Below are 12,012 nucleotides of genomic sequence, written 5' to 3' on the forward strand. Positions count from 1 at the left end.
CCCCAGACCCCGCTCCCCCTCCCGCGTCGGCCCGCACGCCCGACCCCGCTCCCTCGTTCGTACGGAACCGGAGCCCGGAGGCGTCGGGGGGCACTCCTTGGTGGCCGCGCGCCCTCGGCATGCTCCTCGCTCCCCTGGGCGCCGCCGGTTACGTGCTGTGGGTCGGCGAGCGCACCGGCAAGGGGCCGCTCGGCTATCTCGACGTCCAGGCGGGCTGGCGCAATGGGTTCGACGGGGGCTACGCCTTCGCCCGGTTCATCGCCGACAAGTTCACGTCGTTCCCCTCGGCCCTGGCGGGCGTCGGTCTGATCGCCGGTGTGACGGCGGTCGTGTGGCTGTACGTGATCTGCGTCCGGCAGGGCCAGCCGCTCCCGCTGCTGGTCTACGCGGGGGTCGTGACCGCGCTGGCCCTGTGCGCGTCGAGTTACTTCGGCTCGAAGCCGCGCCTGTTGATGCCCGCCTTCCCGCTGCTCCTCCCCCTCGCCCTGGCCCTGGCCCGGGCGCGGACCCCGAGGTCGGCGGCGGTGCTCGGCGGCGTCGCGGCCGTGTCGGCGGCCTACGGGGCGTTCTGGCTGAATGGCTCCGGCCCGCCCTGAGCGCCCCCCGGCGGCGGGAAGCGGTTGCGTAATTCGGCGCAAGCACACGGTGAACGAATTCAAAAGGACCGCAAAACGACGGACCATCATTCGGCCATGGAATTGAAGGCCGAGCGGCCCATCCATTCAACATTCAGCAGAAATAAACATCAATCTGAGAGCAATCCCACATCACGGCGTCATCACAAAGCCGGTGATTCACGCCGCACCGGAGCTCACTCGCTGTAACGTCGATTGAGTGCGTACCGAACTAAAGCCGACCCGTCTGGACCGGGTCTTCTCCAGGCTGGACCGTGAGCCTGAACGACCGGCCCACATCGACGTGCCGGTGATGACGCGGCACCGTGTGGTGCTGTTCTCGTCGACCCTCGCCTTCTACGTGGCCATCGTGTGGGCCGTGATCATCACCTCGTGGCTCGTGCGGCTCGACTGGCAGATCATGTTCTTCCGGCCGTACCAGCAGTGGCCCGAGATCCACGCCTTCCTCGACTACTACGTCGTCCTGGGCCAGCGCGGCCCCACCGCCGTGATGGTCGCGGCCTGGCTGGGCTGGCGCTCCTGGCGGCAGCACACCCTGCGCCCCCTGCTCGCGCTCGGCGTCTCGCTGCTGCTGCTGAACATCACGGTCGGCGCCGCCAAGCTCGGCATGGGCAGACTCGGCCCGCACTACGCGACCGAGATCGGCTCCAACGAGATGTGGCTGGGCGGCGACATATTTCCTTCGGGCCACACCGCCAACGCCGTGGTGACCTGGGGCATCCTGGCGTATCTGGCGTCGACCCCCCGGGCCAGGCGCTGGCTGTCCGCGCTGTCCGCCGTGACCTCGCTCGGCGTCGGTCTCACCACCGTGTACCTGGGTACGCACTGGCTCAGCGACGTCCTGCTGGGCTGGGCCGCGGGTCTGCTGATCCTGCTGGCGCTGCCCTGGTTCGAGCCGCTGATCTCCCGCGCGGAGGCCTGGATCTTCTCGCTGCGGGACACCTGGCGCGACCGCCGTACGACGGCCCCCACTCCGGCCCCGACCCCGGCGCCGGTGGGGACGAGCACGCTGCGCACACCCGGCGAGGAGGCGGCGAGCGTCCGCGACACGGGGATCGCGGCCCGCGCCGCCCACGCCCCGATCGTGCCGCTGCACCTGCCCTCCACCCCACATCTGGCCAGGTCGGAGCGGACGCCGATCACCCCGCTCGGCCACCGTCGGCCGCCCCACGCGGACCGCATGACACGGGGGACCTCCACGGCCCGGCCGGTCGCGGGCGGCTGACACGAGACAGCGGGGCAGGTACGCACACTCCACGCCCCGCACCGCGAAGGCCCGGCTCGTCACGAGCCGGGCCTTCGCCCGTCCTGCCTCCGGCCAGGTCCGGGATCAGCCCTTCCAGGCGCGCTTCACCCGGCCGTCCTCGACCTCCAGGTTGAGCCGGCCGAAGCGGTACTCCATGGTGATGATCGCGCCCGGCGGCAGCTTTCTGACGGTGGACCAGCCGTGTTCCAGGGCGCGTCGCTCGGCGCTCGGCGCCTCCAGACCGACGTAGGAGTCGGGGTTGTCCCGGGGCTCTTCGGGCGAGTGCGGAATCGGTGCCATGCCCGCCACGTTAGGCGGCCGAAGGGGGCGCTGTCCCCCCGCAGTCACGCTTCTGTCACAGAACCACAACACGCGTTTCGGCCCAACTTCGTCACACGTACGAGCGGTTCCGCGGGCCTTGCCCGCGCTGGCGAACACAATTCCGGAGCGCTTCGGCACCATCTCGAATAGCCCGTAGGAAAGCAGGTCCGGGGCCGTGTGTCCGGTGCATGTCCGGCCTTTTCCCACCGATTCCCGGACGACTCCGGGAATCGGGGACCTCATGGGAAATACACGGTTCCCGCACACTTCCCCCGTACGCCCCCTGTCGGAGCGGCCGGGGCGCGAGCATCATGGCGTGCATCACGGGCCCGGGACGCGGCAGCGAAGGGGCGAGCGATGGGGACCGAGACCGTACCGGCGTCGGCACGACCCGTACGGAGGGGCAAGCGGCCGGGTCGGCTGGTGGTCGACTGGCTGACCACCACGGACCACAAGAAGATCGGCCACCTCTACCTGGTCACGTCGTTCCTGTTCTTCCTGGCGGCCGGTCTGATGGCCCTGGTGATGCGGGCCGAACTGGCCCGGCCGGGCCTGCAGATCGTGGACAACGAGCAGTTCAACCAGTTGTTCACGCTGCACGGCACGATCATGCTGCTGCTCTTCGCGACCCCGACCTTCGCCGGGTTCGCCAACGAGATCATGCCGCTGCAGATCGGCGCGCCCGATGTCGCCTTCCCCCGGCTGAACATGCTGTCGTACTGGCTGTTCCTCTTCGGCGGGCTGATCGTCATGGCGTCACTGCTGGTGCCGTCCGGTCCCGCCGCCTTCGGCTGGTTCGCCTACGCGCCGCTGAACAGCCTGGAGCGGTCACCGGGCATCGGGGCCGACATGTGGATCATGGGGCTGGCGCTGGCCGGGTTCGGCACGATCCTCGGCGCGGTGAACTTCCTGACCACGATCGTCGGGATGCGCGCCCCCGGTATGACGATGTTCCGGATGCCGATCTTCACCTGGAACACGCTGTTCACGTCGATCCTGATCCTGATGGCGTTCCCCGTGCTGGCGGCGGCGCTGCTCTGTCTGGAGGCCGACCGGCGATTCGGCGCGCAGGTCTTCGACTCGGCCAACGGCGGCGCGCTGCTGTGGCAGCACCTGTTCTGGTTCTTCGGGCATCCCGAGGTCTACATCATCGCGCTGCCGTTCTTCGGGATCATCACGGAGATCATCCCGGTCTTCAGCCGGAAGCCGATCTTCGGCTACCTCACCCTGGTCGGCGCGACGATGGCGATCACCGGGCTGTCGGTGGTGGTGTGGGCGCACCACATGTTCGCCACCGGGGCGGTGCTGCTGCCGTTCTTCTCGTTCATGAGCTTCCTGATCGCCGTGCCGACGGGGGTGAAGTTCTTCAACTGGACGGGGACGATGCTGAAGGGCTCGCTGTCGTTCGAGACGCCGATGCTGTGGGCGACCGGGTTCCTGGTGTCGTTCCTGTTCGGCGGTCTGACGGGGGTGATCCTGGCCTCGCCGCCCATGGACTTCCACGTCACGGACTCGTACTTCGTGGTGGCGCACTTCCACTACGTGGTGTTCGGCACGGTCGTCTTCGCTACGTTCGCGGGGCTGTTCTTCTGGTGGCCGAAGCTCACCGGGAAGATGCTGGACGAGCGGCTCGGCAAGATCCAGTTCTGGACGCTGTTCGTCGGCTTCCACACCACGTTCCTGGTGCAGCACTGGCTGGGCGCGGAGGGCATGCCGCGGCGGTACGCGGACTATCTGGCCGCCGACGGCTTCACCGCCCTCAACACGGTCTCGACGATCGGCGCGTTCCTGCTGGGCCTGTCGACGCTGCCGTTCCTCTACAACGTCTGGAAGACCTCCCGGTACGGCGTACGGGTCCAGGTCGACGACCCGTGGGGCTTCGGGCGGTCCCTGGAGTGGGCGACGTCGTGTCCGCCGCCGCGGCACAACTTCGTGACGCTGCCCCGGGTCCGCTCCGAGTCCCCGGCGTTCGACCTGCACCATCCGAGGTTCGCCGCGATCACGCCGCCCCAGACCCGGAAGGGCCAGGAGCGGACGCCGCATCCGCGCTTCGGTCAAGAGCGGCCGTCAGACGGTCCCGAAGGGTCCTGATCGTCTCGGTCAGCGCCGGCGGTTCGACGACCTCGAACGCGATGCCGGTCATCATCACGTGGATGGCCATCACATCGAGGTTCGCCGCCCCGGTGCGCAGCAGACAGCTGTCGTCGTCGAAGGGCTCCAGGGTGCCCGCGGCGGGCGAGAGCCGAGCGGCGGCCTCCTCGGCGGGGACGAGCAGCCGGACCACGGCGTGGGCGGCGTACGCGCGCGTGGAGATCCCCTCGGAGACGTACGCGGCGAGATCGGCGGCCGGGGCCTCGCGGGGGGTGAAGCGCGGTCCGTGCGGTGGCCTGGGCGTGACGCGGTCGACGCGGAAGGTGCGCCAGTCGCCGCGGTCGACGTCCCAGGCGACGAGGTACCAGCGCCGCTCGGTGCACACCAGGCGATGCGGCTCGACCGTACGGCGGGTGGTGGCGCCGCCGTGGTCGCGGTACTCGAAGCGCAGGCGCTCGGCGTCCCGGCAGGCGTTGGCGAGGTCGGTGAGGACCGCCGGGTCGACGGCGGAGGGCTGGGGGCCGCGCAGCAGCGGCACGGTGAAGGCGTTGAGGGCGCCGACCCGGCGGCGCAGCCGGTTCGGCAGCACCTGTTCGAGCTTGGCGAGGGCCCGTACGGAGGACTCGCCGATGCCCTCGACGCCCTGGCCCGCGGCCGTGCGCAGCCCGACGGCGACGGCGACCGCCTCGTCGTCGTCCAGCAGCAGCGGCGGCAGCTGGGCGCCGGCGCCGAGTTGGTAGCCGCCGCCGGTGCCGGGGCTGGCGTTGACGGGGTAGCCGAGTTCGCGCAGCCGGTCCACGTCCCGGCGGACCGTGCGGGGGGTCACGCCGAGGCGGTCGGCCAGCTCGGAGCCGGACCATTCGCGGTGGGCCTGCAAGAGCGAGAGCAGCCGCAGCAGACGTGCCGATGTCTCCAACATGGGGGCGAGTCTGCCAGCGGTCGAGGACAGTTACTGTCCTCGACCGTCGCTGCCCCTTTGCCGCTCAGCCCACGGCGGCGACCGTGACCGACAGATCGTTGTCGACCGTGTAGTACGGGGTGGCCTCCACCGGGCCGTGCTCCGTGTCGACGCCGACCGTGGGGTACACGTAGACGGGCTTCTTGTCGACGATGTCGTCGAGCAGCCGCGCGATCCGCACCCGAGGCCCGGCCTCGCCGCCGGGGCGCAGCCACAGGTCCCAGAGGCCCGGCCGCAGCGCGCCGTACGTCACGGTGAAGCGGAAACCGCCGGGGGCCGGGGTGACGTCGGCCCGGACGGGCGGGAACGCGCCGTGCCGGTCGGCGGCCTCGGCGTACGCGTCCGGGGCGGTTTCGGTGCCGTAGAGGCGGGCGCTGACGGTCAGTTCGCCGTCGCCGATGTGCAGGGCGCCGGCCTCGGCGTGCGGAGCGCGCTCCCAGCTGCGGACGGAGAGGTTGCCGTGCTTGGTGGCGTAGGGGATGCGGACGACGACCCGCTCGGCGGCCGCGCTGGGGACCCGGTCGACCAGGGAGCGCAGGTCGTTGAGGCCGGGGGCGAGCCGGCGCGGCTCGGCGCCCGCCGCTCGCAGATAGGCGTCCCAGCGGCCCTCGGGCAGGGCCACGCTGCCGGGCAACGCCGCCCGGAGGCGATCGCCGCCGGCCGGGGTGAGGGGCAGACGCACCTCCTCCCGGCCGCCCCGGCGGCGCAGGAGGAGATGGGCCGGGTCGAGTCCGCCCTCGTCGGTGATGTCGAAGGTCAGGCCGCCGGCGAAGTCGGCGACGCAGTCGGCGCGCGGGTTCGTGGCGGGCTCGTCCTCGCCGCCGGGGGCCATGGCGCGGCGGGCCGGTGACGTCATGCGGCGCGCCCCTTCCCGAGAGCCGACCGCCCGGCGTCACGAACGGCGTACGCACCACCGAGCAGCGCGCCACGGGTGCGGTGCAGCGAGCCGCGCACCCGGCCCACCCGTGAGGTCCCGCCGCGGGCCATCAGACCGGTGAACAGCGCCTCGTGGCGTTCGGCGATCCGGGCCGGGTCGAAGCGCTCGGAGTCCTTGAGCGCCGCGTGCGCCATCTGCTGCCGCTTGGCGTCGTCGTTGATGAGTTCGAGAAGGCCGGCGGCGATGGCATCGATGTCGCCGACCTTCACCAGGCGGCCGTCGACACCGTCCTCGATGATCTCGCCAGGGCCGTGCGGACAGTCGGTCGAGACCACGGGCAGGCCGCAGCGCATGGCCTCGACGATCGTCATGCCGAAGGACTCCAGGCTGGAGGTGACGGCGGCGATGGAGCCCTTGGCCCACTCGGGCTCGATGGGGTGGGCGGGGCCCATCAGGTACACGTGGTTGTAGAGGCCCATCTCGTCGATGAGGGCGCGCAGTCCCTCCTTCTGCCTGCCGCTGCCGTAGATCCGCAGCCGCCAGTCGGGCCGCTCCTCGCGCACCTTGTCGAAGGCCCGCACCAGCAGGTCGTAGCGCTTGACGGGCGCGAGCCGTCCGGCGGCGACGACCCACTTGCCGCTGCCGTCGGCCGGGTCGACGCCGGGCGCGGGCACCGGGTTGGGCACGGCCGCCAGCCGCACACCGGGCAGCCGCATCTTGGTGCCGTACGCGCGCGCGTCGGCCTCGGTGGTCGTGGTGAACCCGTCCAGCCGGGGGTAGGCGCCGCGCAGGGTGGCGCGCAGCGCCGGGGAATGGCTGTCCAGGGTGAGGTGCTCCTGGCCGACGCGGACCGGGCCGCGGCGGGTCTGCCGGGCGAGGTGAACGTTCAGGCCCGGCCGGGTGCCCACGACGACGTCGGCGTCGACCGAGGAGAGGTGCTCGGCGATGCGCCGGTCGGTCAGGGCGCTGTACTGCTCGTAGCGGCCCTCGGCGCGCGGGAACACCTTGGCGGGGCGCCGCAGTTCGGCGTGGCCGCGGTCGGCGCCGCCGTCGCGGATGTCGACGAGGGCGCGGAGCCGGACTCTCGGGTCGTGCCGGAAGACCGGCTCGTCGCGATGGCGGAAGACGGAGACGATCTCGACGTCGTGCTGCTCGGCCAGGCTGTTCGCGAGGTTGTACGTCGTGCGGATCGTCCCCCCGATCCCGTATGCGTTGTGTATCAGGAAAGAGATGTGCATTGGTCCCCCGGAGCCCTTTTCTTCCTGGTCGGACGGTTTTTGGCAGTGCTGGTCCACCGCCGTACGGTTAGACCCGGGTTCATGGGGGATGGTTGGGCTTCCACATCAACTTGTCATGGAACGGTTGCGCGATCGGTAACCGGTTTCGGGAACCCTTCGGGGCCGTTTCGCATCAGGGCCGGTAGGACAACTGCGGTACCACGAAGCAGTTCTGGTCCATGTCCCCCTGGCTCACCCAGCCGCGGCCGTCCTGCCAGCGGGCGACCGACAGACAGGTGCTGCGGGTGGCCGGCGGCTCGGCGAGCCGCTCGAAGCGGACGGGCAGGAGGAGTCCGTCGGCGGTGTACGGCTCGTCGCGGTTCATGAACCGGTCGACGCACGCGCGCGTGACGCCCTCCTCGGTGCCGGCGCAGAAGCGCGCCGCGTCCGTGAACCACATGGCGGCGGCCCAGCCCTCCAGCTGCCACTGGGAGTGCGTCCCCAGCCCCTCGGTGGCGTCCCTGAACTCCCGTACGGCCGCCTGTCCGGTGTCCTCGTAGTTGCGGCTGGAGCCGGTGGCCCACAGGGCGTTGCGGCAGCGCGGGGCGTCCGCGTAGTCCTCGGCGACGGAAGAGGTCCAGTTCTGCACATTGGTGACCTTGGCCGTCACCTCGGCGCCGACCTCGTCCATCGCCGCGCAGAGCCGGGCGTTGCCGTGGCCGTCGATCGCGTCGAAGACCAGGTCGGCGCCCCGCTCCTCGATGTCGGCGGCGGCCGCGCGAAAGTTGGGCAGCGCGAAGTCGAGCTGCTCGGTGACGACCTCGTACCCCTCGGCCTTCAGCCCGTCGACGATCAGCCGGGCGTACGCGGCCGACGCGGCCTGGTTGTACGACACCACGGCGGCGGCGCGGGCGCCGTGCTCGCGTTTGAAGTAGCGGTAGACCTCGGTGCCGCCGTACTGCTTCCCGTCCCAGCCGGTGGTGCCGTTGCGGGGCGCGAGGCTGCCGTAGACGCTGTAGAGGTGCGGGTAGGTGTCGTAGGCCGGGCCGAGGGGCTGGCCGCCGATGTCGGGCACGCGCGCGTGGGAGACGCGCGGGGCGCCCGCGTAGTCGAGGGCGGTGGTCGCGACCAGGGCGACCACCCGGTCCTCCTCGACGAGCTTGTGGACGCACTCGTTGTTGCCGACGCCGCTGCCGCCGTCGTCGCACTCACGCACCTCGACCTTGCGGCCGTCGACGCCGCCGCGTGCGTTCAGGGCGGTGAACCAGGCCTTCGCCCCGTCGCTCGGCCCGGTGAAGGCGTCGCCGCCGACGGGGCTGGTGGCGCTGGTGATGATGCCGACGCGGATCGGGGCGCCGGCCCGCCCGGTGGCCGGCGGCGCGGTGGACCGGTCCTCGAAGTCGCTCTCCGGGAGGCGGCTGCCGCAGGCCGCGGTCAGCAGCAGGAGCAGGGCCGCGGCGACGGTCTCAGCAGCCTGGGACCGCCGACGCACCGCTCAGCCCCACCAGCCCGCAGAGTGTCTTGACGGAGACCTTCCAGGTGCCGTCCTGCTCGACGGCCGTGCCCGCCGAGTCCGGCAGGACCGTGGCGCCCTTCATCAGCAGCGAGTACGTCACGTCCGCGCCGGTCGCCGACGTGAACTCGACCTTCGTGACCTTCGCCTCGACCCGCTGTCCGCGTTCGTCGCCGCTGAAGGCGTCGAGGACCGGGCCCATCCGCTCGCCGTTCTCCAGGACGGCCTGCCGGTCCTCCTTGGAGCTGGTCGGGTCGAAGAACGTCGCCCAGTTCTGCCGGATCTCCTTCTCGGCCGCCTCCGCGTCCGCGGGTCCGCTCGCGCTCGCCCCGTCCGGCTCGCCCGTCGTCCTCTCCACCGAGGGGGTGGGCGGTGTCGCGTCGCCGCCCCCGCCGCTGTCGTCGCTGCACGCCGCGAGGGCCGGAGCGAGGAAGAGGGCCAGCGCGGCGGCCAGCGCCGTGGCCTTCCCGCTTCCCCCAGGGCCGCGGCCCCGCCGTACGTTCCCCCGCCTGAGGTCGCTCCCGAGAACCATCTGGCTCACCACCGGGTGTCGGTCCGGGCGGTAGGCGCCCGGTTCTTTCAGGGTCAGCTCGCACAAGGCATAGTGCAACTCCATCGGCATATCTGAGAACCCGTCAGACACCACGTGTGGGAGCCCCGGATGCGGACACCCCTTCCACGGACCGCGCACCCCGTCCTCTGGGCCGGCTGGGCCGCGCTCGCCGGCGGCGCGGTGCTCTGTGTCGTCGGCTGGTACGGCGTCTCCGGCGAGCGCTTCGCCGAACGTCAGCTGCCGTACCTCGCCTCCTGCACCGTCCCCGGCGCCGCCCTGATCGTCGCTGGCGCGGTCCTCCTCGCCCACGGCCGGGACGCCCTGGCGGCGACCCGGGTCGAGGAGCTGTACGGCCTCCTGGTCGCCACCGAGCCCGCCGAAGCCGACGCGTCCGGGCGGGCGGCGGCCACGCCCCTCGCCACCAGCGAGGAGCTGCTCCGCGTGCCCGGCGGCACCCTCTGGCACCGGGCGGACTGCCCGCTGGCCGCCGGCAAGGCCGACGCGGTGCCCGTGGACGTGGGGGCCCTGTCCGGGAGCGGACTGCGCCCGTGCCCCGTCTGCGACCCGCCCGGACGCGACGACCCGGCCGGCCCACCGGAGGGCTGATGGCGTCCCTGACGTACGACCTCACGCTGGCCGGTCTGTCCGTCGGCGGCGCGGCCGCCCTGACCGGGATCGGCCTCGTCGTGACCTACCGGGCCACCGGGGTGCTCAACTTCGCGCACGGGGCGATCGCCATGGTCTGCGCGTATCTGCTCCGCCAGTTCACCGTCGAGTGGCAGTGGCCCCTGTGGCCGTCCGCCGTGGTGACCCTGCTGGTGGTGGCCCCGGCGATCGGCCTCGCCCTGGAGCGTTTCGTGTTCCGCCCGCTCGCCGTGCTCGGCGGTGACCCGGCGCAGACCCTGGTGGCCTCCATCGGCGTGTTCGTGCTGCTCGTCGGCGGGGCGGCGCTGCTGTGGGGCCAAGGGGCGCGGGACGACGCGCCGACGCTGGTGGCGGCCGACCCGTGGGGGCAACTGGGGGTGGCCGTGGCCGTCGCGGCGGTGGTGGGCGCGGTACTGCGGCCTTCCGGCGGACGCCGGGCGCCCCGGCGCTGGACGCGTTTCGGGCGGGAGCTGAGAGCGGTCGTGGACGACCGGTCCCTCGCCGTCCTCGGCGGGATCGACGCGGACCGGGTCGCCGCCGCGGGCTGGGCGTTCGGCTCGTTCACGGCCGGCCTGACGGGCGTCCTGCTCGCCCCCTACGTACGCCTCGATCCGTACGGCATGCCGCTGCTGGTGATGGAGGTGGTGGCCGTCGCGGTCGCCGCCCGGATGCGCAGCCTGCTGGTGGCCGTCCTGGTGGCGCTGGGTATCGGCGTCGCGCAGAGCCAGCTGACCCGGTTCCACCCGTCGGGGCGGGCGGAACCCCTGATCCAGGCCGTGGGCGCCAACCTCTTCGTCGTGGCGCTCCTCGTCGCCGCCCTGGTCCTGCCCGGCGTCGGCGCCCGCGACGCGCTGCCGCGCCCGGCGACCGCCCGGGCCCGGACACCCGCCGGGGCCTGGATCGTGGCGGTGCTCCTCTTCCTGATCCCCCTCGGCTTCGCGGGCCGCGACCTGCACACCTCCGTCCAGGTCCCGGCGCTGGGCGTGATCCTGCTGTCCCTGGTCGTGGTGACGGGCCGGGGCGGCCAGATCTCCCTGGGGCAGGCGGCGTACGCGGGCCTGGGTGCCCTGTTCACGGCGCTGCTGGCGGCGGGCCGCTTCCCGCTGCTGCCGTCCCTGCCCGAGCTGGCCGCCCTCCTGGTGGCCGCCCTGCTGGTCGCGCCACTGGGCCTGCTGACCGGCTGGCCCGCCATCGGCCGCCACGGCCTGGCCCTGGCGCTGGCGACCTTCGCGGTCGGCGTCGGGGTGAGCCGCTTCGTCTTCGCCCAGCCGTACGCGACGTCCGGCCTGACCCTGGACCGCCCGGCGGGCCTCGACGGCGACCGCGCGTACTACGTCCTGGAGCTGGGCCTCCTCGCGGGCGCGCTCCTCGCCACGCACGCGCTGCGCCGGGGCCGCACCGGCCGGGCCCTCGCCGCGATGCGGGACGACGAGTCCGGGGCCGCGGCGGCGGGCGTCCCCGTCCCCTCCCTCAAACTGGCCGCCTTCGTCGCGGGCGCCGCCCTCGCCGCCCTCGGCGGCGGCATGCTCGCGATGGGCGTCCGCGCCTTCGACCCTGCCGCCTTCGACCCCGTCCGCGGCCTCCTGTGGTTCGCCGCGATCGTCGTCCTCGGCGCCGACAGCACCCTCGGCGCGCTCGCGGCCGCCGCCCTGCTCGTCGGCCTGGACGCGGGCACGCGGGGCGGCGTCGCCGCCGCGGTGATCGGCGTCCTGGCCGCCCTGATCGGCCGCTTCCCCGCCGGCCCCTACGAGGCGGCCCGCACGGCCCTCACCCGCCTGCGCCCGGAGCGGAGCCCCACACCGACACCGCTGGGGGCCCGGGTACGGGACAGACTGCGGGCCGCGGCAGGGAGCGGGCACCCTGCGTCCCACACCGCCGCACCACCCAAGGCGCCCCGACCGACACCTCACACCGCCGCACCGCCGGCAGCCGAGCCCGGCGGTGCGGCGGTGTGAG

General features: G+C 72.7%; 9 protein-coding genes and 2 pseudogenes. 5 read left to right on the plus strand and 6 right to left on the minus strand.

The window, feature by feature from the left end:
• A pseudogene (locus AOK23_RS14805) lies at positions 1 to 596 on the plus strand (hypothetical protein); the annotation flags it as partial.
• Positions 597 to 834: 238 nt separating this feature from the next.
• Positions 835 to 1,860, plus strand: coding sequence for a phosphatase PAP2 family protein (locus tag AOK23_RS14810; RefSeq protein WP_055713184.1), 1,026 nt, complete (start codon positions 835 to 837; stop codon positions 1,858 to 1,860).
• Positions 1,861 to 1,965: 105 nt separating this feature from the next.
• Here AOK23_RS14810 and AOK23_RS14815 read toward each other — a convergent pair whose 3' ends face one another.
• Positions 1,966 to 2,181 carry an I78 family peptidase inhibitor gene (locus tag AOK23_RS14815; RefSeq protein WP_055512626.1) on the minus strand — a complete coding sequence of 72 codons (216 nt, stop codon included), beginning with the start codon at positions 2,179 to 2,181 and terminating at the stop codon, positions 1,966 to 1,968.
• A 378-nt stretch (positions 2,182 to 2,559) separates the two neighbouring features.
• Here AOK23_RS14815 and ctaD point away from each other — a divergent pair, with 378 nt between their 5' ends.
• Positions 2,560 to 4,293, plus strand: a complete 1,734-nt coding sequence (ctaD, locus tag AOK23_RS14820; RefSeq protein WP_055713185.1) for an aa3-type cytochrome oxidase subunit I — start codon at positions 2,560 to 2,562, stop codon at positions 4,291 to 4,293.
• On the opposite strand, the gene AOK23_RS14825 is transcribed toward ctaD, so the two are convergent.
• The 5 genes from AOK23_RS14825 to AOK23_RS14845 all read right to left on the minus strand — a co-directional run bounded on the left by AOK23_RS14825 (position 4,202) and on the right by AOK23_RS14845 (position 9,390).
• Entirely contained in the window at positions 4,202 to 5,212 is a 1,011-nt protein-coding gene (locus tag AOK23_RS14825; RefSeq protein ID WP_055713186.1) for a helix-turn-helix transcriptional regulator, read from the minus strand. The two genes, ctaD and AOK23_RS14825, sit on opposite strands and share 92 nt — an antisense overlap.
• Before the next feature lie 64 nt (positions 5,213 to 5,276).
• A complete protein-coding gene (locus tag AOK23_RS14830; protein ID WP_055713187.1) occupies positions 5,277 to 6,107 on the minus strand; it encodes a hypothetical protein in 831 nt (276 codons plus the stop codon).
• Positions 6,104 to 7,366, minus strand: coding sequence for a glycosyltransferase family 4 protein (locus tag AOK23_RS14835; RefSeq protein ID WP_055713188.1), 1,263 nt, complete (start codon positions 7,364 to 7,366; stop codon positions 6,104 to 6,106). The genes AOK23_RS14830 and AOK23_RS14835 overlap by 4 nt, the downstream gene beginning before the upstream one ends.
• Positions 7,367 to 7,538: 172 nt before the next feature.
• Positions 7,539 to 8,837: an ABC transporter substrate-binding protein gene (locus tag AOK23_RS14840; protein ID WP_055713189.1), complete on the minus strand. Its 1,299-nt coding sequence runs from the start codon at positions 8,835 to 8,837 to the stop codon at positions 7,539 to 7,541.
• Positions 8,812 to 9,390: an MTB12 C-terminal domain-containing protein gene (locus AOK23_RS14845; RefSeq protein WP_055713191.1), complete on the minus strand. Its 579-nt coding sequence runs from the start codon at positions 9,388 to 9,390 to the stop codon at positions 8,812 to 8,814. Before AOK23_RS14845 ends, AOK23_RS14840 begins: the two co-directional genes overlap by 26 nt.
• A gap of 129 nt (positions 9,391 to 9,519) precedes the next feature.
• On the opposite strand from AOK23_RS14845, the gene AOK23_RS14850 reads away from it, so the two are divergent.
• Positions 9,520 to 10,017: a hypothetical protein gene (locus AOK23_RS14850; protein ID WP_055713190.1), complete on the plus strand. Its 498-nt coding sequence runs from the start codon at positions 9,520 to 9,522 to the stop codon at positions 10,015 to 10,017.
• Positions 10,017 to 11,972 (plus strand): annotated as a pseudogene (locus AOK23_RS14855) (ABC transporter permease subunit); the annotation flags it as partial. The gene AOK23_RS14850 and the pseudogene AOK23_RS14855, both read left to right, overlap by 1 nt.
• Positions 11,973 to 12,012 lie beyond the last annotated feature (40 nt).

Source organism: Streptomyces torulosus (assembly GCF_001419765.1).
In the GTDB taxonomy this organism is placed as follows: Bacteria; Actinomycetota; Actinomycetes; order Streptomycetales; family Streptomycetaceae; genus Streptomyces; species Streptomyces torulosus.